Annotated in this window: 20 protein-coding genes and 1 riboswitch; of the genes, 2 read left to right on the plus strand and 18 right to left on the minus strand. The window is 47.0% G+C overall.

Annotation, left to right across the window (positions count from 1 at the left end; genetic code table 11):
• Positions 1–96: 96 nt before the first annotated feature.
• The 15 genes from icmF to speE form a co-directional block, all read right to left on the minus strand.
• A complete protein-coding gene (icmF, locus tag JOD03_RS05340) occupies positions 97–3,363 on the minus strand; it encodes a fused isobutyryl-CoA mutase/GTPase IcmF (protein ID WP_204589805.1) in 3,267 nt (1,088 codons plus the stop codon).
• Positions 3,364–4,005: a TetR/AcrR family transcriptional regulator gene (locus JOD03_RS05345; protein ID WP_204589806.1), complete on the minus strand. Its 642-nt coding sequence runs from the start codon at positions 4,003–4,005 to the stop codon at positions 3,364–3,366. It lies immediately after the preceding gene.
• Positions 4,006–5,145: an acyl-CoA dehydrogenase gene (locus tag JOD03_RS05350; RefSeq protein ID WP_204589807.1), complete on the minus strand. Its 1,140-nt coding sequence runs from the start codon at positions 5,143–5,145 to the stop codon at positions 4,006–4,008.
• Positions 5,146–5,162: 17 nt separating this feature from the next.
• Entirely contained in the window at positions 5,163–6,299 is a 1,137-nt protein-coding gene (locus JOD03_RS05355; protein WP_204589808.1) for an acyl-CoA dehydrogenase, read from the minus strand.
• A 12-nt stretch (positions 6,300–6,311) separates the two neighbouring features.
• Positions 6,312–7,163 (minus strand): 3-hydroxybutyryl-CoA dehydrogenase, encoded by an 852-nt coding sequence (locus JOD03_RS05360; protein WP_204589809.1) that lies wholly within the window; start codon positions 7,161–7,163, stop codon positions 6,312–6,314.
• A gap of 15 nt (positions 7,164–7,178) precedes the next feature.
• Entirely contained in the window at positions 7,179–8,375 is a 1,197-nt protein-coding gene (locus tag JOD03_RS05365; protein WP_204589810.1) for an acetyl-CoA C-acetyltransferase, read from the minus strand.
• A 172-nt stretch (positions 8,376–8,547) separates the two neighbouring features.
• A complete protein-coding gene (locus tag JOD03_RS05370) occupies positions 8,548–10,707 on the minus strand; it encodes a (Fe-S)-binding protein (protein ID WP_204589811.1) in 2,160 nt (719 codons plus the stop codon).
• 342 nt (positions 10,708–11,049) lie between these two features.
• A complete protein-coding gene (locus tag JOD03_RS05375) occupies positions 11,050–11,622 on the minus strand; it encodes a cob(I)yrinic acid a,c-diamide adenosyltransferase (protein WP_204589812.1) in 573 nt (190 codons plus the stop codon).
• The gene (locus JOD03_RS05380; protein ID WP_204589813.1) at positions 11,623–13,089 is read right to left on the minus strand and encodes an adenosylcobinamide amidohydrolase; all 1,467 of its coding nucleotides are present in this window, start codon (positions 13,087–13,089) and stop codon (positions 11,623–11,625) included.
• On the minus strand, positions 13,090–14,085 hold the full coding sequence (locus tag JOD03_RS05385) for a FecCD family ABC transporter permease (protein ID WP_204589814.1): 996 nt from the start codon (positions 14,083–14,085) through the stop codon (positions 13,090–13,092). It abuts the gene before it with no gap.
• On the minus strand, positions 14,078–15,028 hold the full coding sequence (locus JOD03_RS05390) for an ABC transporter substrate-binding protein (RefSeq protein ID WP_204589815.1): 951 nt from the start codon (positions 15,026–15,028) through the stop codon (positions 14,078–14,080). Before JOD03_RS05390 ends, JOD03_RS05385 begins: the two co-directional genes overlap by 8 nt.
• A 130-nt stretch (positions 15,029–15,158) precedes the next feature.
• A riboswitch (cobalamin riboswitch) is annotated at positions 15,159–15,296 on the minus strand.
• A 4-nt stretch (positions 15,297–15,300) separates the two neighbouring features.
• Positions 15,301–16,965, minus strand: coding sequence for an arginine--tRNA ligase (argS, locus tag JOD03_RS05395; RefSeq protein ID WP_204589816.1), 1,665 nt, complete (start codon positions 16,963–16,965; stop codon positions 15,301–15,303).
• Entirely contained in the window at positions 16,962–17,381 is a 420-nt protein-coding gene (locus JOD03_RS05400; protein ID WP_204589817.1) for a YwiB family protein, read from the minus strand. Before JOD03_RS05400 ends, argS begins: the two co-directional genes overlap by 4 nt.
• Before the next feature lie 369 nt (positions 17,382–17,750).
• Positions 17,751–18,626, minus strand: a complete 876-nt coding sequence (gene speB, locus JOD03_RS05405; protein ID WP_204589818.1) for an agmatinase — start codon at positions 18,624–18,626, stop codon at positions 17,751–17,753.
• 1 nt (position 18,627) lies between these two features.
• Positions 18,628–19,461: a spermidine synthase gene (gene speE / locus JOD03_RS05410; RefSeq protein WP_204589819.1), complete on the minus strand. Its 834-nt coding sequence runs from the start codon at positions 19,459–19,461 to the stop codon at positions 18,628–18,630.
• 132 nt (positions 19,462–19,593) lie between these two features.
• Here speE and JOD03_RS05415 point away from each other — a divergent pair, with 132 nt between their 5' ends.
• The gene (locus JOD03_RS05415) at positions 19,594–20,001 is read left to right on the plus strand and encodes a transglycosylase domain-containing protein (protein WP_204589820.1); all 408 of its coding nucleotides are present in this window, start codon (positions 19,594–19,596) and stop codon (positions 19,999–20,001) included.
• A gap of 304 nt (positions 20,002–20,305) precedes the next feature.
• Here JOD03_RS05415 and JOD03_RS05420 read toward each other — a convergent pair whose 3' ends face one another.
• A complete protein-coding gene (locus JOD03_RS05420; RefSeq protein WP_204589821.1) occupies positions 20,306–20,827 on the minus strand; it encodes a YwhD family protein in 522 nt (173 codons plus the stop codon).
• A gap of 72 nt (positions 20,828–20,899) precedes the next feature.
• Here JOD03_RS05420 and JOD03_RS05425 point away from each other — a divergent pair, with 72 nt between their 5' ends.
• Entirely contained in the window at positions 20,900–21,085 is a 186-nt protein-coding gene (locus tag JOD03_RS05425) for a 2-hydroxymuconate tautomerase (protein WP_204589822.1), read from the plus strand.
• A gap of 473 nt (positions 21,086–21,558) precedes the next feature.
• Here JOD03_RS05425 and JOD03_RS05430 read toward each other — a convergent pair whose 3' ends face one another.
• Both JOD03_RS05430 and JOD03_RS05435 read right to left on the minus strand, forming a co-directional pair.
• Positions 21,559–22,062 carry a YwgA family protein gene (locus JOD03_RS05430; RefSeq protein WP_204589823.1) on the minus strand — a complete coding sequence of 168 codons (504 nt, stop codon included), beginning with the start codon at positions 22,060–22,062 and terminating at the stop codon, positions 21,559–21,561.
• Positions 22,063–22,064: 2 nt separating this feature from the next.
• On the minus strand, positions 22,065–23,366 hold the full coding sequence (locus tag JOD03_RS05435) for an HD domain-containing protein (RefSeq protein WP_204589824.1): 1,302 nt from the start codon (positions 23,364–23,366) through the stop codon (positions 22,065–22,067).
• Between the last annotated feature and the right edge of the window lie 22 nt (positions 23,367–23,388).

Here is a 23,388-nt window from a genome sequence, read left to right on the forward strand (position 1 = left end):
CTTTTTTATCTTTCTTGAACATTGTTCCCAACCAAAAAGAAACGCCACCGGCAAAGAATTACCTTCTCTACCAGTGACGCTCTTATCATCTAAACGTTACATATTCCGTCGATACTGCCCGCCCACTTCATATAGAGCGTTGGTGATTTGGCCAAGGCTTGCGACCTTGACTGTATCCATCAACTCTTCAAAAATGTTGCCACCTGTTTTCGCGACTTCTTTTAGACGAGCAAGTGCTGCTTCCGAAGCGTCTGCATGTGCTGACTGGAAGTTACGCAAATTGTTGATTTGTGTTTCTTTTTCGTCTTTGGATGCACGTGCGATTTCCATGTTGTCGATATCGTCCTCAGTTGCCGGGTTCGGATTGAGGTATGTGTTGACACCGATGATTGGAAGTTCACCTGTATGTTTTTTCATTTCATAGTGCATCGACTCTTCTTGGATCTTGCCGCGTTGGTATTGTGTTTCCATCGCGCCCAGGACACCCCCGCGGTCGTTCATGCGGTCGAATTCTTGTAGCACCATTTCTTCCACTAAATCTGTTAACTCTTCCACGACAAATGCACCTTGGAGCGGGTTCTCGTTTTTCGACAAGCCGTGCTCTTTTGTGATGATCATTTGAATCGCCATTGCGCGGCGTACAGATTCCTCTGTCGGTGTAGTGATTGCTTCGTCATAGGCATTCGTGTGAAGCGAGTTACAGTTGTCTTGTAGTGCCATCAAAGCTTGTAGCGTCGTACGAATATCGTTGAAATCGATTTCCTGAGCATGCAAGCTGCGGCCAGACGTTTGAACGTGGTACTTCAGTTTTTGTGAACGTTCGTTTGCGCCGTACTTCTCACGCATGACGACTGCCCAGATGCGACGCGCCACACGACCGATTACTGTGTACTCCGGATCTAGACCGTTTGAGAAGAAGAACGATAAATTCGGTGCAAAATCATCGATGTGCATGCCGCGGCTCAAATAGTATTCCACGTATGTGAAACCATTTGACAACGTGAACGCGAGCTGTGAAATCGGGTTTGCGCCAGCTTCTGCAATGTGGTAGCCAGAAATTGAAACCGAGTAGTAATTGCGCACTTTGTGGTCGATAAAGTATTGCTGGATGTCGCCCATCATACGCAGTGCAAATTCAGTTGAGAAGATGCACGTGTTTTGTCCTTGGTCTTCTTTTAAAATGTCCGCTTGAACTGTTCCACGGACGACTTGAAGAGTCGCTTCACGGACTTGTGTGAATTCTTCCACAGTCAAAGTGCGACCTAGCTCTTCTTCCTTCAGCTTCACTTGCTGATCGATTGCCGTGTTCATGAACATTGCCAAAATGATCGGTGCTGGACCATTGATTGTCATCGACACAGACGTCGATGGTGCACATAGGTCAAAGCCGTCATAGAGCTTTTTCATGTCCTCAAGCGTACAGATGCTCACGCCTGATTCGCCGACTTTTCCGTAAATATCCGGACGATGGTCTGGGTCTTCGCCGTAAAGCGTTACGGAGTCAAATGCAGTAGATAAACGTTTCGCTGTATCGTCTTTTGAAAGATAGTGGAAGCGACGGTTTGTACGCTCCGGTGTACCCTCTCCAGCGAATTGACGTTTCGGGTCTTCACCTTCACGTTTGAACGGGAATACACCTGCTGTATACGGGAATGAACCTGGTACGTTTTCTTTATACGCCCAGCGTAAAATTTCGCCGTAATCTTTGAATTTTGGTAATGCTACTTTTGGAATCTTTAGGCCTGACAAGCTTTCCGTGCGAAGGATCGTACGAATCTCTTTGTCCCGTACTTTTGTAACGAACTCGTCTCCTGAATACGCTTCTTTCAGCGCTTCCCAGTTTTCTAAGATTCGTTTTGATTCAGCAGACAATTCGTTTTTCACGCCATCAAGTAGCGATTCGAGCGACTGGACAAGTGCTTCTTCTCCGCCCGATTCTTTGACTGCTTGTAGTGCACCTTCTAGTTGGAACATGCGGCGTGCAAATTCGACTTGTTGCTCCGACTTGGCGTGGTATCCGCGCACTGTATCTGTTAATTCGCGCAAGTAGTAACGACGGTCGTTTGGAATAATGACGTTTTGCTTTTGCGTTTTTGCAAACTCTTCGTAAGATGTCAACCAGTCAGAACCTGTCTTTTCATTGATTTTTGCAATGAGCGCAGCAAACAATGAATTCGTCCCTTTATCGTTGAACTGGCTCGCAATCGTTCCGTACACTGGCATCGTATCTAAGTCGTCGTGCCATAGTTCACGGCTGCGCTGGTACTGCTTCTGTACTTGGCGAAGTGCATCTTCAGACCCTTTTCGCTCAAATTTATTGATGACGATCAAGTCTGCAAAATCGATCATATCGATCTTCTCAAGTTGAGATGGTGCACCGAATTCGCTCGTCATGACGTACATCGACAAGTCTGAAATTGTCGTGATTTCCGCATCCCCTTGGCCGATACCACTCGTTTCCACGATGATCAAGTCATAGCCAGCCGTTTTGACAACGTCTAACACGTCTTTGATAGCGCCAGATAGCTCGGTGCGTGAACCACGTGTTGCAAGGGAACGCATGAATACGCGTTTGTTGAAGATTGCATTCATACGGATGCGGTCTCCAAGCAATGCGCCACCTGTTTTTTGTTTCGTTGGGTCAATCGACAAAATCGCGACACGCTTATCCGGAAGCTCAGATAAGAAGCGGCGGATCAATTCGTCTGTAAGTGAACTTTTCCCTGCGCCTCCAGTACCTGTGATCCCAAGAACCGGTGTACCTTTTGATTTTGCTTTTGCTGCTTCAATCAATTGCTTCGCTTCGTCAGAACCTGTTAAAGTGGCTTCTTCTGCAATCGTGATCAAACGTGCAAGTGTCTCTGGCGTTTCAACAGATGCTGTCTCCAGCTGCGCTAAAGCCCCATCTGCAGGCGTTGCAACGTCACACTCTTCAATCATTCGGTTGATCATCCCCTGAAGACCTAACTTACGCCCATCTTCCGGTGAGAAAATGCCACTGATTCCGTAGGCATGTAGTTCTTTGATTTCTTTTGGTAGGATAACCCCGCCGCCACCGCCGTAAATACGGATATGCGGTGCGCCTTTTTCAGCGAGCAGGTCTTTCATATATTTGAAATATTCAACGTGTCCTCCCTGGTACGATGAAATCGCAATGCCTTGTGCATCCTCTTGAATGGCAGCATTGACGACTTCTTCCACGGAACGGTTATGGCCAAGGTGAATGACCTCGACACCGCTCGCTTGTAGGATGCGACGCATGATATTGATCGATGCATCATGTCCGTCAAACAAACTCGATGCCGTCACGAAACGGACCGGATTGGTCGGACGGTAAACTTCAACCTGTGCTACTTGTACCACTTACACTTCCCCCTTTGTTCTTGCCCCTAGACCACGCAAAATAAATGCGACTTGTAGGTCTGTAAATTCATCAATCGAGTAGTTCTTGTGAAGAGCCCAGCGACGGTAAGCCCACATTTGACCCTGTGTAAAAATCGAGTGTGCGTATAAGTCAATCTCTCGCTCATTGAGCGACAGTTCCCCTGACGTCACGCAACTTTGTAAAATCGTGCGGAAGATGGCTGTCATTTCTTCTTCTTTGCGAAGAACATACGACAAGGCTTCTTTCGGAAGCGATTTTGTTTCTTGGTACATGACAACGAATTCATCTTGCATATCATTGATGACACTGTAATAATAGCGAATCGCGGACACCAGTTCGTCGAGTGTACCGTTTTTTGCACCGACGGACTCGATGCGTTCAAATACTTCATCATAGATGCTGTCACAGACGAGGTAGAGCACGTCTTCCTTCGTACGGATGTATTCATAGAGCGTGCCTATGCTAAATCCGGCTTCTTTGGCAATTTCACGCGTGGTGGTGCGATGAAAGCCCTTCTCTTTGAAGAGCTTGACCCCCGCACCGATCATTTGCTGACGACGCTTTGTGATCAGCTGTTCGTCTTTGACGGACGTTTTGACAAGGTGCTTGCCCTCTGTCATTTATTTTGTCAGGTTGCGCGAGATAACGAGGCGTTGAATCTCTTGCGTACCTTCATAGATTTGTGTGATTTTCGCATCGCGCATGAAGCGTTCAACCGGATAGTCTTTCGTGTAGCCGTAGCCACCAAAGACTTGAACTGCTTCTGTAGATACTTTCATTGCTGTATCCCCCGCCATCAATTTCGCCATTGCCGACGCTTGACCGTATGGAAGGTTGTTCGACTCAAGCCATGCTGCTTGGTACGTCAGTAAACGAGATGCTTCAGTCGCCGTCGCCATATCGGCCAGTTTGAATGAAATCCCTTGGTTTGCTGTGATTGGCTTACCAAACTGAACGCGCTCTTTTGCGTAGTTCACAGATGCATCAAGTGCACCTTGCGCGATTCCGACCGCTTGCGCAGCGATACCGTTACGACCCCCATCTAACGTCTTCATTGCAATGATGAAACCTTGACCTTCTTCACCGAGTAGGTTTTCTTTTGGCACGCGGCAGTTATCGAAAATAACTTCAGTTGTTGGAGATGAACGAATTCCAAGCTTCTTTTCTTTCTTCCCTACGGAGAAACCAGGCGTGCTTGCTTCTACGATGAATGCAGACGTCCCTTTATGTTTTGATTCTGGATCTGTTACCGCGAATACGATATAGATGTCGGCAATCCCACCGTTTGTGATGAAGATTTTCGAGCCGTTGATCACGTACTCATCGCCATCAAGTTTTGCAGTTGTTTTCATTCCACCTGCATCTGAACCCGAATTCGGCTCTGTTAAGCAGTACGCACCGATTTGAGACCCTTCTGCCATAGGACGAAGGAATTTTTGTTTTTGCTCTTCTGTACCGAACTTGAATACAGGCCAGCCCGCTAGAGATGTGTGAGCTGAAAGTGTTACACCTGTTGAGGCACATACGCGTGATAGTTCTTCGACTGCGATGACATATGCCAAGTAGTCAGAACCGATTCCGCCGTATTCTTCTGGCCACGGAATACCCGTTAAGCCTAGCTCTGCCATTTTGTCGAATAGTGCACGGTCAAAGCTTTCATTTTCATCGCGTTCTGCAGCTGTTGGTGCCACTTCTTTTTCCGCAAAGTCGCGTACCATTTTTCGAATCATTTCATGCTCTTCTGATAATTGAAAGTTCATTTCATTTCCCGCCTTTTTTAGTTTGTAAGGTGTTTGCCGATTACGAGGCGCTGAATTTCAGACGTACCTTCGTAGATTTCTGTAATTTTTGCATCGCGGAACAAGCGCTCCACTGGGTATTCTTCTGTATAGCCGTAGCCACCAAACACTTGAACTGCTTCAATCGAAACGTCCACTGCTGTTTTGGAAGCAAATAGTTTTGCCATAGACGCTTCTTGTCCGCATGGTTTGCCGAGCTGGCGCAAGTTTGCTGCGCTGTAGACAAGTAAACGAGACGCTTCAACGGCAGTTGCCATGTCTGCAAGTTTAAAGCCGATCCCTTGGTTGACAGCAATCGGTTTCCCGAACTGCTTGCGTTCTTTGGAGTATGCGACTGCCTCGTCAAGTGCTGCTTCAGCAATGCCAAGTGCCTGCGCTGCAATTCCGATACGTCCTACATCTAAGTTCGCCATCGCGATTTTAAAGCCTTCCCCTTCTTGCCCAAGCAAGTTGGCAGCTGGCACTTTCATATCTTCAAATGTTAATTCGACTGTGCGTGAACCGTGTAAGCCCATCTTGTGCTCGTCTTTTCCGACGATAAAGCCTGGCGTGTCTTTCTCCACGATAAATGCCGAGATCCCGCGAGAGCCTTTTTCTGGATCTGTGTTTGCGAACACAATGTATACATCTGCTTCTCCGCCATTTGTGATGAACACTTTCGAGCCGTTCAGCACGTAATGATCCTCTTTTTTGACTGCACGTGTTTTTAATGAGCCTGCATCACTACCAGCAGCTGGTTCTGTTAAACAGAATGCCCCGAGGTACTCTCCACTTGCTAGCTTCGGTACATAGTTTTGTTTTTGTTCTTCAGTTCCGAAGTATAAGATTGGATTCGTGCCAACCGACGTATGCACGGACAAGATAACACCGACTGTCGCCGAAACTTTTGACAACTCATGGATGGCGATGATGTAGCTCATGAAGTCCATTCCTGCTCCGCCGTATTCTTCCGGAATCGTGATTCCCATTAACCCAAGCTCGCCCATCTCTTTGATAATGTCGCGTGGGAATTCCCCAGCTTCCATGTGCTCAATAAACGGAGCGATTTTTTCTTTAGCGAATTCACGGACCATATTGCGCATCATTGTTTGTTCTTCAGTAAAACGTAGTTCCATACTAAACGCTCCTTATTCGTAGACGTAGAATCCGCGACCAGATTTCTTGCCGAGCCAGCCAGCCTTCACATACTTGCGAAGTAGTGGACATGGGCGGTATTTGCTGTCGCCGAAGCCGTCGTGTAGGATTTCCATGATGTAGAGGCATGTATCAAGACCGATGAAGTCTGCCAGTTGCAGCGGTCCCATCGGGTGGTTCATTCCAAGTTTCATGACGTCGTCAATGGCTTCTTTTGTTGCAACGCCCTCGTACAATGTGTAGATGGCTTCGTTGATCATCGGCATTAGAATGCGGTTTGAAACGAATCCCGGGAAGTCGTTCACTTCGACAGGCACTTTGCTCAATTTCTTCGTCATATCTTCGATTTCTGTGTACACGTCATCTGAAGTCGCAAGTCCGCGAATGATTTCGACTAGCTTCATAACAGGTACCGGGTTCATGAAGTGCATACCGATTACTTGTTCCGGACGATTTGTGACCGCTGCGATTTCCGTGATTGGAAGGGATGATGTGTTTGTCGCCAAAATCGCATGTTTCGGTGTGATTTCATCAAGCTGTTTGAAGATTTGTTGCTTGATTTCCATGTTTTCCACTGCTGCTTCGATGACGATATCTACGTCTCGTGCGTCGTTGATATCTAAAGACTTTGTGATGCGTCCAAGGATGGCCGTTTTTTCGTCTTCTGTCTTGCGTCCTTTTTCCACATCACGTGCTAAGTTTTTTGTAATGCCTGCTAAGCCGCGTTCGAAGAATTCTTCAGCACGGTCATTTAGTTTCACATCAAAACCTGCTTGCGCACAAACTTGCGCGATTCCTGACCCCATTTGGCCTGCGCCAATTACTAATACCTTTTGAATAGCCATCTCTATCCGCCTCTCTTACGCTTGTTTTGGTACTTCGATTAGAATTGCATCCCCTTGACCGCCGCCTGAACAGATGGCTGCGATACCAAGTCCTCCGCCACGCTTTTGAAGTTCAAGTGCTACTGTGTAAACAATACGTGCTCCTGATGCGCCGATCGGGTGACCGAGAGCAACCGCTCCGCCGTTCACGTTTACTTTCTCTGCATCCAGGCCAGCGATCTGATTGCTGACAAGTGCAACCGCTGCGAATGCTTCGTTGATTTCAATCAAGTCGATCTCTTCAATCGATTTGTTGTATTTTTCAAGAAGTGTGTTGATAACTAGTCCTGGTGTTTGCGGGAAGTCTTCTGGTGCCACTCCCACTTCCGCATGTCCGACGATATAGCCAAGCGGTGTTGCGCCTAGTTCTTGTGCTTTTTGTTCAGAAGTCAGTACGACTGCACAGGCTCCGTCGTTCACACCTGGTGCGTTTCCTGCTGTAATAGTTCCTTCTTTTCCAAACACCGGTTTCAAACTCGCGAGCCCTTCTACTGTCGTGCCTTTACGAGGTGCCTCGTCTGTTGCCACTGTGATTGGGTCTCCCTTGCGTTGTGGGATCTCAATCGGTGTAATTTCCTCTTCAAAACGGCCAGACTCAATTGCTTTGAGTGCTAAGTCATGTGAGCGCGCTGCCCATTTGTCTTGCTCTTCGCGGCTGATTTCAAATGAATCCGCTGTTGAGTTTCCGTACGTTCCCATATGGACATTTTTCGGATGGAAAGCACAGGACAAACCGTCGTACACCATGCCGTCTACTACTTGCGCATTGCCCATACGGAATCCTTCGCGTACTTTTGGAAGGTAGTACGGTGCGTTAGACATCGACTCCATCCCGCCTGCAACGATGATATGCTCTTCTCCAAGTCGGATCAACTGGTCACCGAGTGAAATGCTGCGCATACCAGATGCACATACTTTGTTGATTGTTTCTGTTTTGACGCTCCACGGAATCCCAGCTTTGTTCGCTGCTTGACGAGAAGGAATCTGTCCTTGACCTGCTTGCAGAACTGTTCCCATGATCACTTCATCGACTTGCTCAGGTGTAACTCCTGCTCGTTCTAAGGCTGCTTGAATTGCGTGTCCCCCGAGATCTGATGCGGAAAGTGGGCTAAGTGCTCCACCAAATTTACCAAATGCCGTACGTGCTCCTGAAAGGATAACTGTCTTTGCCATTTGCGTAACTCCTTTTATTGAAAAGTTTTGTTGTAATCGCTTTCATAAGGTAGAAAAAAATATAGGCTATCGAGCGCTCGCTCAGTTTAGTCCCGTAAAGAAAGGGAGTGCATTCCACACTCCCTTCACTTACGTTTAGTTTAACGAATTATCTGATGAATTGCAATACTTACTACTGAAGGATTGGTTCTACTTCTTCTTCAGTTGTGGGTGGTTGCATTTCCCCAAATACAGCTAGCTCAAGAAGTTCCGCCACATCGTACGTACCGACTGACTCTTCTACTTCTTTTGCTTTCGTTCCATCGGACAACATCGTCAAGCAGTATGGACATCCAGATGAGATCACAGATGGGTTTACTGCTAATGCTTGTTCCGTACGTGCTACATTGACACGGTTTCCAACGTGTTCTTCCATCCACATCATACCGCCACCCGCTCCACAGCACATGCCTGTCTCGCGGTTACGTTCCATCTCGACAAGCTTGACGCCTGGAATGGCTTTTAGAATTTCACGTGGTGGATCGTAGACATCATTGTAACGGCCTAAGTAACACGAATCGTGGAACGTGATGGTCTCGTTTACAGCGTGTGTAGGCTTCAAGCGTCCCTGATTCACAAGGTCATACAACATTTCTGTGTGGTGAAGGACTTCTCCCGACCAACCGAAATCACTGTATTCGTTTTTAAAGATATTGTAGGCATGCGGATCAATCGTCACAATTTTTGTAACGCCCGCTTTTTCGAATTCTTTGATGTTTGCTTGTGCAAGCTCTTGGAATAAGAATTCATTTCCGAGACGACGTGGTGTGTCTCCAGAGTTTTTCTCTTTGTTTCCTAAGATAGCGAATTTCACGCCTGCCTCGTTCATCAAGTGTGCGAAAGCTAGAGCGATTTTTTGTGAACGACTATCGAACGATCCCATTGCACCAACCCAGAACAAGTACTCGAATCCTTCTCCTGATTTGTCTGCTTCTTTCACAGTAGGGATGGCGATGTCCGGACGTGCGTCACGCCAGTTTTCTTTCTCTTTACGGTTTAGTCCCCATGGATTCCCTTGCTTTTCGATGTTTGTCATCGCGCGCTGAGCGTCTTTGTCCATTTTTCCTTCCGTCATGACAAGATAACGGCGAAGGTCGATAATTTTATCAACGTGCTCATTCATTACAGGACATTGGTCTTCACAGTTACGGCACGTTGTACATGCCCAAATTTCTTCTTCTGTGATGACATCTCCGATCAATGATGGGCTGTAGATGTCTTCAATAACAGCACCTTGTGCACCAGCTGCCATAGCTAACTGGTTTCCTTTAGTCCCGCTGAACGCCAGTGCTGGCACCCATGGCTTTTGTTGTGTCTCAACAGCTCCCGTGAATGTTAAGTGATCACGAAGTTTTGTAATCAGATCCATCGGTGACAACATTTTCCCTGTCCCTGAAGCTGGACACATGTTTGTACAGCGTCCACATTCTACACAGGCGTAGAAGTCGATCATCTGTGCTTGCGTGAAGTCTTGGATGCGGCCCACACCAAACGTTGGCATTTCTTCTTCCGCGTCCGGGTTGTCTTCATCTTCTTCAATATCAAAGTCAATCGGTTTTAGGCGTCCAACATTGTCTAAACGGTGGTAATAGACGTTTGCTGGTCCTGTGATCAAGTGGAAGTGCTTTGATTGCGGAACGTACACTAGGAATGTGAGTAGGAATAGTAAGTGTGCCCACCACATAATGAAGAATACGACTGCTGCCGCTGTTGGTGGCAAGAAGCCAAATACCGCTGCGATAGATGAAGCGACTGGCTCTGTCCATGTCCCCGCATGGTCGTGCCAAATCATGTTCATACCGTTTCCGATCAATACAGAAACCATTAGACCCCCGATGAAGATGAGGACTAGTCCACTCTTCCAGCCACGTTTTAGACGAGCTAACTTTTCAACGTAACGACGGTAGAATGCCCACACGACAGCAATTAAAATGACGAGTGTGACAATCTCTGTGAAGAAAGTGAAAGCAGGATACAAAGGCCCAAGTGGCAAGTGTGAATCCGGTTTCAAACCTTTCCAAATAAAATCAATTGCGCCTAATTGAACGAGTAAAAACCCGTAGAAGAACATGACGTGGATTGCACCACTTTTCTTATCCTTCAATAGTTTCTTTTGTCCAAATACATACACCCAAATCTTGCGCATACGCTCTTTGACATTATCTTCGAACTCGACTTTTTTCCCGAGTTTGATGAATTGGTAACGTGTCTTGAGCAGGTACGCGAATAAGTAAATGGCATAGCCAGTTACAGCGATGAATAGAACCCAGTTTGCGATTAATAACGGACTCAATTTCTTCTCCCCCTCTAGGATGACATTCGATCTTACTTGTAAGCATAACAACGCTATTCGAAGAAAGAAAGTGTTTGTTTCAGTATAAAAATGAATGAGCATTCAGTCAAGGGTTTTTTCAGACAGTTCTCACATCGGGGGGGTTACGCGGACATTGAACACCTGGTTTGCGGACATTGATTTGCTTTACTCGGACATTGGGCATTTACTCGGACACTGAATCACGTTTCTCGGACATTGAACACCTGGTTTGCGGACATTGAATTGCTTTACTCGGACATTGACATCCTGCCCACTAGAAAAATCCCCTGACCAACAAAAGCTGATCAGGGGATTGGAACACTATTCTTTTTCTGTGTGAAACACTTTCGCGCCGCGGATGTACTCTACGTCGCGGACTCCACTGCGGGCATTGACCACGCGTGCTGCCGAGAACAAATAATCCGACAAACGGTTCAAATAGCGCTGAACGATGACAGGAACATCCTCCTGTTGTTTCATCAAACTCACCATTTGACGTTCTGCACGGCGCGCAACTGTTCGCGCGATATGAAGAGTCGCTGCAGCAGAAGTTCCACCTGGTAAGATGAACCGTTCGAGTGCCGGCCCTTCCTCCATCAACTGGTCGATACGCTTTTCTAAAACTTCGATTGGTTCTTCTGTCAATTTATAATTCCGGACTTTTGTTACAACGGCTAAATCACCACCACAATCAAAAAGTTCGTGTTGGATAGCTTCTAAATCTTCAAGAATGTCCTTGAATAATTCCGCATCAAGTTCCGTAACAGCTTTGCCGATAAAAGAATTGGCTTCATCGATCGTGCCGTACGTTTCAATTCGTAAATCGTCTTTATCTGCGCGCGCACCAATTAAACTGGTTTGCCCTTTGTCCCCTGTTTTCGTGTAAATCTTCATTTAGTTTTCCTCCCCTTGTGCCTGTTTGTAAGAACGAATGGCTTGGCGCGTACAGTCGACGACGCCTTTTCCGATTAACTTTCCGAGTTCCGTGATTGGGCCGCCGTAAGGTAAGTTCTCTCCTTGTTGGGTGGCTGCGACCACAAGACTATCTGTTGGCGTACCCGTCGCTAACGTCCCAGTGCGTTTATCCAAGACTTGTTCTTCCGCAAGAGCTTTCGTCTTCGCTTCTGTGGCTGTCATCATCGCTTCAATAAACGCTTCATCTGACAAGTTTCCGTTCACGAGGATCCATGTATTGATTGTACCAATGGCGGGTAGAGACTGCACTTCATGTGCCCGTGACACATCGAGAGCGTTTCCGATGCCCGCGGTGACCATGATGACGACTGATCCAAATGACGCTTCATACTCTTTGATAGCTGCTCCGCTTACATCTACTGCTGTGAGTTGCATGACGGTCTCTGTTGGAATCCAATGACGCATGCGCGCAAACTGCTTCACTTCCTGTTCGACATCATTGACGTTGTATGTCTGCGGTACTTGCCGATTCACGATTGTGCGGTACCAGCCAAAACCCGGATTCAAAACTGCTGAGGACACAACGCGAAGTGGACGCTCCTTGTGAAGCACAATGGCGTTTTCGGTCACGAGCACGTCCGTAGCACGAACCCAGGAAATTGAGCCTTCCACTTCACTTGGCAATAAAGTCATCTGCGGCTTAGGTTCAACCGGGTGCGCCGCGACATCTAGACGTGTCTCATAGACCGTTTCGAGTGTCGCTTTTTCTACAACTTCATGTGGCTCTCCGTAGGCGGACACGCGGCCTTTTTCCAGTAGCAACAAATGATCACAATAAAGAGAAGCCAGGTTGATATCGTGGAATACACTGACGACGGCTGTATTTTGCGTTTGTACATGCGTTTTTAACGTATCAAGCAATTGTTTTTGGTGTGCGATATCTAGGTGATTCGTCGGCTCATCTAGAAGAAGAAGTTTCGCTTGCTGGGCAAGTGCTTGTGCCACAAATACTCGTTGCTGCTCCCCACCCGATAATGTCGTAATTTCTTGATACGCATACGGTACAACTTGGGTAATCTGCATGGCCTCCATGACAGCCTCCTCATCCGCTGTCTTCCAGCTTGAGAACAACCCTTGTTGATGCGGGTAGCGTCCAAGCGACACCGCTTCTTTTACAGTCATCCCAAAACTTTGGGGCGGCAATTGCGGAAGCACGGCCATCTTGCGTGCGAGTTCTTTTGGTTTATAAGACGTCATCGGCTTGTCTTCGATAGAGACTTTTCCAGAGGATGCAGAGAGCAGTCCACTGACAAGCTTCAAAAGTGTCGACTTCCCACTTCCGTTTGGACCGAGAATCCCTAAAATTTCTCCAGGTTTCACTGTGAACGAGACGTCATGGACAATAGGATGGGCGTAACCACCGGAAATCTTTTCGACTCGTAACATCTAGCTCACGCCCTTTCGTCGCTGGCGGAAGAAAATCCACGCAAATACAGGTGCCCCTATGAATGCGGTCATGACACCAATTGGTAGCTCGGTCGGCTCGATGATCGTGCGTGCCACCAAGTCACATAAAATGAGTAAGGATGCGCCGTTGATCATACTGAGCGGCAACACGTGCCGGTTGTCAGCACCGAATAATTGCCGGACCATGTGCGGCACGACCAGACCGACAAATCCAATCGTTCCCGAAACTGCTACCGCTGCCCCAGTCAACATGGAACCTGCAACGAGGACTTCTTTTTTCACGCGCGCGACATTGACCCCTAAATGATGCGCACGGTCTTCACCAAGTTGTAGGGCATTCAAATCTCGCACTCGGAACAAAAGCCACGTTCCTGCAATTGCCACGAACGGTACAATCATTTGCACGTGTGTCCAGGTTCGCATGGCAACGCTTCCGAGTAGCCAGCCAATAATTTGACGCAATTCTTCGCCAGTTAAAGCGATCATGAGCGAAATCATGGCACCGAAAAAGGAACTCGTAATAATCCCTGTCAAAATGATGGTTTCCATCCGCAGTGAGCGGTCAATCATGCGGGCGAATGAAACCACGACGATGAGTGTGACAACCGCTCCGACCATACTGAGTAGCGGTAATGTGAACATCCCAAAAAAAGGGAAAGACAATCCAAAAAAGATGGTTGCCACGGCTCCGACTGATGCGCCGGAAGAGACACCGAGTGTGTACGGGTCAGCAAGTGGATTTTTCAATAATGCCTGGAATGCAGCTCCAGCCACTGCTAAGCTAGCTCCGACAAGGGCTGCGAGAAACACACGCGGCATCCGGATATTCCAGACAATTGTTGAGGCGGTTGCATCCTCGCTCCCTCCCCATAAAGTGGATACTGGAATCTGGACGGCACCAATCGAGACACCGAGCCAAATTGAAGCGACTAACAGCAAGATCGATACAATCCAGCCAAGAGGTCTTCTAGTCATTCATAATTTCCGGGTAGACAGCCTTTGCAAGCTCTTCAAGAGCCAGTGGAAGACGCGGTCCCGGACGCGTTGTGATATCTTCATTCACTTCTACGACAGCATCTTGCTGCACTGCTGTCACTTGATCAAATCCAGGTCGTGCTTTCACAGCATCCACGGCATTTTCCATGTAGTTATACGTCAAGACGATGACATCTGGGTTGCGTGAGATGATTTCTTCTGAGTTCATCATCAGCCAGCCTTCTTGGTCCGCTACAACATTTTCTGCATGGATAAGGTCTAGAAGTTCTTGATTCAATGTACCTTGGCCTGCTGTGTAGATTTCAGGGTCCCCCGATGCTTCTAAGAAAACTTTTTTCGGTGTTTCAACCGCTTCTAATTTACTCGCTACTTCTTCTACTTGCGCTTTCATATCTGCAACGACTTGATCAGCTTCTTCTGATTTCCCCGTCACTTCTCCGATGTCGAGAATGGTCTCGTACGTTTCATCAAAACTCATTGCATTGTCAACGACAAATACTTGCACGCCTGAGTCGATCAGTGGTTGCAAGCCTGCCTCTGCTGACGACCAGCTCGATTCATGTGCAAGGATTAGGTCGGGTTGGAGAGCGGTCATCACTTCGATGTTAAATTCAAATGAACCGATCTTTTCTTTCGTCGCTGCCGCTTCTGGGTAGTTATCGTAATCTGTGACCCCTACGACTTCTTCATCTAATCCTAAGGCGAACAAGATTTCCGTATTACTCGGAATCATCGAGATGATAGCGTCTGGTGCTTCCTCAAGTGTAATTTCATTGCCCACTGCATCAGTAACTGTGAGTGGAAATGCTGTATCTTCTGTTTCCGGAGTTGTTGACGTCTCCGGAGTTTCAGTTGCTTCTTCGTTCGTACATGCCCCTAGTAGTAACGTGGCTGCTAAAAGTGAACTTACCCATTTTTTCATTGTCTTTCCCCTTTTCTGTGTATGTAAAAAACCCGCCTTCCTCTACGGAAAGACGGGTAAAAATAGGTATAAATCGGCTAGAGCATGCAAAAAGGCATAGTCGACTTACACCAACCCATCCTCGTAGGTTCACGGCGCATTCAACAAGGCAGGTTTCCTGGCTTACGACTACTGTCGCTTACAGTGGCGGGACCGCGCTGGACTTTCACCAGCTTCCCTTTTACCTCAAGCAATCCGTTACTTGAGCACCTTGTTGTGTTGTGTCTAGCGTACTACATTTTCTCTGGAGCGGAAACCCCTAATAATTTCAGTGCATTTTCAATCGTTTGGCGCGTAGCCGAAATCAGTGCAAGGCGTGCTTGTGACAAGTCTTTTGCTTCTGGGTCCAATACTTTGTTGGCATTGTAGAAGCTATGGAACTGTGCAGCTAGTTCCTGAATGTACGTTGCCACGCGGTGCGGTGCACGAAGCTTCGCTGCATCTGCCACCACTTGTGGGAAGTCTCCCACTTTTTTCATCAAGTCAATCTCTTTTTCGTCCGTTAACAAGGACAAGTTTTCAACGGATGGGGCCATTTGGTGCTCTTCTGCTGCACGCAAGATCGAACAGATACGCGCATGTGCATACTGTGCGTAATAGACAGGATTTTCATTCGACTGAGAAACAGCCAGGTCAAGGTCAAAGTCCATGTGTGAATCGCCTGAACGCATACCGAAGAAGTAACGCACTGCATCGAGCCCAACTTCTTCTACTAGTTCACGCATCGTCACAGCTTTCCCTGTGCGTTTGCTCATCTTCATCTTCTCGCCGTCTTTATACAATTGCACCATTTGAATGACGCTGACTTCTAACGTGTCGCGGTCATAACCGAGCGCTTGAATAGCTGCTTTCATACGTGGAATGTACCCGTGGTGGTCCGCACCCCAAATGTTGATCAGCTTTTCAAAACCACGGTTGATCTTGTCTTCGTGGTACGCAAGGTCTGGAGTCAAGTATGTGTAGCTGCCGTCTTGTTTGATCAGTACGCGGTCTTTGTCATCGCCAAATGTTGTCGAGCGGAACCAGGTCGCGCCTTCTTCTTCGTAGATATGGCCGTTCGCACGAAGCTTGTCCAGTGCCACGTCAATTTTGCCGTTTTTATAAAGTGAAGACTCCGAGAACCACTCGTCGAAGTTCACGCGGAAGTCTGCTAGATCTTGTTGCAATTTCTCAAGTTCTTTTTGTAACCCATAGCTGCGGAAGAATTCATAGCGTTCTTCGTCCGATAGAGATGCGTATTTGTCCCCGTCGTTTGCTGCAAGTTCCCCCGCAATGTCTTTAATATCTTGTCCATGGTAACCGTCTTCCGGCATGTCACGGTCTTGCCCGAGCGCTTGGAAGTAGCGTGCTTCTAACGAAAGCGCCAAATTGTGAATTTGGTTTCCAGCATCGTTGATGTAATATTCACGGCTCACGTCATAGCCTGCGAAATCAAGAACGTTACACAGTGAGTCTCCTACAGAAGCTCCGCGCGCATGGCCGAGGTGCAAGTCGCCTGTTGGGTTCGCAGAGACAAACTCGACTTGTACTTTTTCGCCTTCCCCAGTGTCTGAGCGACCGAATGCCGTACCCGCTGTAAAAGCTGTGTTGATGACTTGTTGCAGGTAGTCTTTTTTTGTACGGATATTTAGGAAACCAGGTCCCGCGATTTCAACAGATTCAATCGATGTTCCTTCTGTTTCAAGTTTCTCTAAAATCTGTTCAGCAATGGCACGCGGGTTTTGCTTCGCGATTTTTGTGAGTTGCATAGCAACGTTTGTCGCGTAATCCCCGTTTGCTTTGTCACGAGGGGCCTCTAAGTGGATCGAAACCGACTGGTCGCCTGCTAGACCTGTCGCGTCGACTGCTTTTTGAAGAGCGTCTTTAATGGATTGTTGAAGTTGTTCTACTGCATTCATTCGGTTACCTCCGTATAATGATAGTCGATTGTGTAATCGCCCATTTTTTCACTGTCTTGATAAAGAGAATATTCAATGCGGTCGTGGCCTTCTGTATGGATGATTCGACTCGTGAATACTTCCAGCGGCATCGTGTGACCGTGCATTGTATAGTGCCCTTTTGTTTTTTGTCCAAGTTCGAACTCAATTCGCATATCCGCGACGCCGCGCCGTCGGATGTAGCCACCGGACCCTTCAAATTTAACGAGGGTTTGGGTGATTTCTTCTGTCACTTCTTCAAAACGTAAGAAGCGTTTTTGTTGTTTGTAATACATCGAGCCAGTTGCTCGGTGGTATTCCTGGGTCATTTTTGTTCCGGGATGCTTGAAGGTCGACACAATCTTCAGCTGAATCGGAATCCCTGCCTGTTCGGTCATTCTCAAGCCCTCTTTTCGGTATATGGTTATTTCTATAACCTTTTTAGTATACGGGAGATTGGGGAGATTGTGAAGGTGGGAGTGTTGTTTGGGGAGTCCTACAGCCAGAACGCTATTTCCTGGGAGAGTTTCACGCTTTTTTAGGTACCTGTCCCACAAACAATTCTGACATTCATGATTATTCACCATTCATGTAGCGCAAACCCGTACTATCAAGTTAAAAAATGTATAAAAATAAATTGTGTTGAAGTTGTGTGTGTACCAGGTACCTTTTAGGAACTATTTCCAATTACGATTGACTTTTTAAAGCGTTGATCTCACGAAAAAACACGGAAATCGAGAATACCTCGACTTCCGTGTTTTGAACTCTTACTCTTTTATCCACCCAAGCAACATCTCACGAATCAATTTTGAAGCCGTGTTTGCTGTTTGCTCCGATGAATCATAGATTGGTGCCACTTCAACTAAGTCAAATCCGACCACGTTGACGCCAGATTTTGCGATTGCGTGGATCGAAGCAAGTAGCTCACGGCTTGTGATACCACCACAGTCTACTGTGCCCGTTCCCGGTGCATGCGCTGGGTCTAAGACATCGATATCGATCGTCACGTATACCGGGCGACCTTCAAGTTTTGGTAACACTTTTTTCAGTGGTTCCAATACTTCAAACTTTGCAATTTCCATACCGTTCGCTTTTGCCCACTCGAACTCTTCTTTCATTCCAGAGCGGATTCCGAATGAATAGACGTTGTGCGGCCCGATATGTTCAGCGATTTTACGAATTGGTGTCGAGTGGGAAAGAGGCTCTCCCTCATAGTCCACACGTAAATCTGTGTGCGCGTCCATATGAATGATTGCAAGGTCTTTGTGAACCGCTGCGACTTCTTTCATGACCGGCCACGATACTAAGTGTTCTCCGCCCATTCCGACTGGGACTTTGCCGTCTTGCAGTAGTTGACGAATGAAGCCACCGATCAACTCAAGGCTCTTCTCCGCGTTTCCGAATGGAAGTGGGATATCGCCTGCGTCAAAGTAGTTTACGTCATCTAGCTCGCGGTCGAGGTACGGGCTGTATTCTTCAAGACCGATGGACACTTCGCGAATACGCTGTGGACCAAAACGAGAACCTGGACGGTAACTCACTGTCCAGTCCATAGGCATTCCGTAAATTACAGCTTGCGCGTTCTCGTAGTCTTGTTTGCTTTTAATAAAAACGTTGCCGCTATATGCTTCATCAAATCTCATCTTACTCACCTGCTAAATCCTTCACGAATTTTGGCAGTACGAACGCTGCACTGTGAAGCTCTTTCGTGTAGTACTTCGTATCGATGTCGTGGTATTGCTCCGCTGGCACGTTCAATGGATCATGTTTCTTCGATCCGATCGTGAAGCACCAAAGACCTGATGGGTACGTCGGGATGTTTGCCGTGTAGAGCTTTGTGATTGGGAAGATTTCCTTCACGTCGCTTTGCACTTGCTTGATTAAGTCCGCTTTGAACCAAGGGTTGTCGGACTGTGCCACGAACAAACCGTCTTCTTTCAAGGCTTTGTGGATCCCAGCATAGAAACCTTTTGTGAACAGGTCAACTGCAGGTCCCATCGGCTCTGTTGAATCGACCATGATCACATCATATTCATTTTCCGATTTTGCGATGTGCATGAAGCCGTCACCAACGATGACCTCAACGCGTGGGTTATCAAGTTCCCCAGCAATTTCCGGAAGGTATTTCTTTGAGTATTCGATTACTTTTCCATCTATATCAACTAACGTTGCTTTTTTCACTTTCGGGTGCTTCATCACTTCACGGATTACTCCACCGTCTCCACCACCGACAACCAATACGTTCTCAGGATTTGGGTGTGTGAACAATGGCACGTGTGCCACCATTTCGTGATAAACGAACTCATCTTTTTGAGACGTCATGACCATGCCATCTAGGAACAACATGTTGCCCCACTCTGCTGTTTCCGCCATCTCTAAGAATTGCCACTCCGTCTGTTCAACGTGTAACGTTTTATTTATCTTCATCGTAATTCCAAAGTTTTCGGTCTGCTTTTCTGTATACCAGTTTCCGCTCATTTATCTATCTCCTTCCAAGCTTGAAAAAATAAAATACAGACAAACTATACAGGTTTTTTCAAAAAGTGCAACTGTTTTTCGTTTAATCTGTCCATTCCCTTTCCATACTAGAGGAAAGGGAGGGAAACGTCTATGAAACGTGCGCAGCTACGCCGAAGAAAGAAACAAAAGTCCTGGTTTCGACGAGGACTTCTTGCCGTGTTGTTCCTATTTGGTATCGCGCTTGGTGGATACGGCTGCCTATGGTTTTATGCGCAACTGCTCGGCCCACCGATACTTGCGGTCCCTTCTGCCAACACGTACACGGACTCCCTTGGTACGCCCGTCACGACACGTTACAGTGAAGAAAGGCGGAAGTGGATGGAACTTGACGACATGTCCCCTTACCTTCCAATGGCATTTTTAGCGATTGAAGATCAGGAATTTTATGACCCCAGCGGATTCGATTACTCGCGGATTGCTGGGGCTGTGCTCGCTGACGTGAGGTGCCTGTCACCTTTTGGGAACCACTGGAAAAAGGTGACAGGCACCGAATGGTGAATGAAATCGAGTTACGCCTCCTAGAAATCCCGCAAGAAGCCATCGCGGTCCATGAAGCCAAGAGCGCTTCACGGCCCACGCTGTCTTCTCGCACAATTTCTGAACAGTCGGCTCCACATCTAAACATAAAAAACCCCCAAATGGTTTCCGGCCATTCGGGGGCGTGACGCCTGCTTTTACGAGCGTGTACGGGTATGCAAGCTGGTAAAAGAGCGTCGTGTCCTAGCATTACAGTTACGTAAGCTTTAAACTCATTTTACTTTCTTTAGTGCCGAAATTCAACCGCATTTGAAATTGTCACAGTTTAGTCAGAACTTGCAAGTGCCTGTTTCAATTCTTCTGGACTTCTTTCCCACATCTGCTCATCGTGAGACTTTAAGAAATCACGCAAAATATCTTTTGACCGTTCGTCCAAATTTTCTAGCATAAATTTGCGTTTCATCGATTTGTCCATTCGGTTCACGTGATCCGCTAGCAACTTATAGCCACGGCGCTTTTCACGGTTGATCACCATTTCACATGACGCCATTCCTGCATAATATGGACCTTCTGGAAGTTGATCGATTGTTACCCACACGAGCCAGTAAGGTTTCCCGCCCGCTGAGTCCTCTCGGTTGGTTGTGAATTTGATCCCGCGCTCCGTATCACTGCGTGCATGCATCGCTCCGATTTCAACGCGGGCCACCCCCTCTTCTACATCGACGATTACGGGGGAAACATTTTCAAGTGATAACGAACCAATTCCGTAGCCTTTATGGCCGTCTGTTGGGTCATTTTTTATAATGGTGAAGCCTATTTTTTGTTTTGGTTTTTGCTCATCTGGCATATCGCTTCGCTCCTTCCTCTATGGTACGATAGCTATTAGTATACAGAACATTTCGCAAAAGGAGGAAGAAATATGCCATACGTTACCGTGAAAATGTTAGAAGGTCGCACAGAAGAGCAGAAAAAAGCTTTAGTCGAGCGCGTGACTGCTGCAGTGACAGAAACTGTCGATGCACCTGCTGAGAAAGTTGTCGTGTTCATCGAAGAAATGCCGAAGAACCATTACGCTGTTGCAGGAAAACGCCTTTCTGACCAGTAATCTAGAATCAACAAAAGACAGCATTTTCTCTAGAACAAGAGAATTTGCTGTCTTTTTTTAGGTACCTGTCCCAGAAACAATTCAGACATTCAAGATTATTCATCAAATATGCACCGCAAACCCGCATTCCTGCGTTGTATTCTCGATATTCATAAATTGTGTTGGAATTGTTTGGGTACCAGGTACCTTTTGGGAACTGAATGGAAAGTGCCACTCTCTCCAGATACACGCTCTATTTCAACCGACAAGAGAAGGCAGTGAGTTCCTTGGGAATCAGAGTATAGCGGAGACCCCACAGCGGAGGCGAGAAGCGCAAGCTTCTCGTATGCCGAGAGGAGGCTCCGCTATGCTCCCCTTGGAACTCACTGCCGTATCGCCAGAGATTGAGTACAAGTAATTTCTAGAGCGGTGTTCTCCACATCTAAACTGAATCGAGTTGCACCATTTCTGAACAGTCGGCTCCACATCTAAATTTAACAGTTATTCTTCTTCAAATCCTCAATAAACTTGAACGCTTCTGCAAACTCTTCATCTGAAAAATTCAACTTCCCTTTGACAATATGTACCTTATCGATCTGAGCCTGCTGCTCCAAATCATCGAAGTAAAATAAAGTCGCCACAAGCTCCAAGAAACGAGAGGACTTTTCTTTCATTTCCCCAATACACGTTGAAAAGGCGTCGCCCAGTGGAGGGGACAGTTCCATAAAGTCCATGCTTTCAGAAGTCGTGGAGTACGCATATTGTGTATATGCCCCTTTGTCTTCTTTTTCTTCCACCAAGAACCCCATTGTGCAAAGTTCTTCGATACGCGCCGTCAATTCCTCAGAATACGGGCCATACATATGGAATTCATATTTTTCGTTCACAGGATAGCCGAGCTTTTTTGCGATGTACATCATCTTTTGAAGTTTTTTTCGGCCTGTGATGCCATGTGCCTGCTCGATAAACCGCACGATTGCTGCGTGATCACGTAGCATGGTTACACCTCCTTCAGTCCTAATACGTCTCGGATACGTCGCTCTGCCGGCGTATCACCGCGCAGCCGTTCTTCCGGAAAATACAATTTATGATCGGAGCGCCTCTTGCCAGAGACCGCTTCTACAATTTCTGATTGGCGAGACAGTTCCTTTATTTCACCAGATGGCATGAGTAAATGGATTGGAATTCGTTCGCCCTCTTCGCCTGGACGGTAAAAATCATACGGTAAGTCAGACGACGAATCGAATACTAAATAGTAGTCTGGATCGATACCCGCTTCTCGGAAAAGGGATTCCAGTTCCCGCATTTTCATAAAGTCTTTGGCGGGATCAAATTCGATATACTGGAACAACTTTCGGTACATGAAACGAGAACACAAGTCCGCGAGAATAGAATCTTGCTCCTTCGTCCACAATTGGAAATAGGTCAGTAACACACTTTCATCGAGTGCGACATAGTCTTCTAGTGTGAATGTGCCGTCAAAGAAACTTTTGAAGTGTGTAGGTTCATGTGTAAACGTGTACCCTTCCTCACTCAGTTTTTTCGCACGGTGAAGGGCTTTTGTCAAAATCACTTCCGCACTTCGTGATACCGGGTGGAAATAGACTTGCCAGTACATTTGGTAGCGGCTCATGATGTAATCCTCTACCGCGTGCATCCCACTAGATTTGATGACAACTTGGTCTTCGCGCGGGCGCATCACACGTAAGATTCGTTCCATATCAAAGTGTCCGTAGCTGACCCCTGTAAAGTAGGCGTCGCGTTGCAAGTAATCCATTCGGTCAGCGTCGATTTGACTTGAAATCAAGCTGACGACTTGTTTGTTTGGATACGTCTTTGCGATGACGTCTGCTACTTTTTGCGGGAAGTCTGTACTAACGCGTGACAAGATAGCATTCACTTCAGTGTCGCCGAGCAAGATAGCTTGTGTGAAGTCTTCATGGTCTAACGAAAATACGTTTTCGAATGCGTGGGAAAACGGCCCGTGTCCGAGGTCATGCAAAAGCGCTGCACAGAGGACAACTAAGCGTTCCGACTGATCCCATTCGGGGCGCCCTTCAAAGCTGTTGTCGATAATTCGACGAACAATCTCATAGACCCCAAGCGAGTGGCTAAAACGGCTATGTTCCGCTCCGTGAAACACCAGATACGTCGTTCCGAGCTGACGAATGCGGCGAAGTCGTTGGAATTCTTTTGCACCAATGACATCCCAAATCACTTGATCACGAATATGTATATAACGGTGGACCGGATCTTTGAACACTTTTTCTTCTGCTAGTTTTTGTGTGGCATAAGGTGTCATGCTTTCACCGTCTTTCAATCAG

The organism is Chryseomicrobium aureum, assembly GCF_016909155.1.
GTDB classification, from domain to species: domain Bacteria; phylum Bacillota; class Bacilli; order Bacillales_A; family Planococcaceae; genus Chryseomicrobium; species Chryseomicrobium aureum.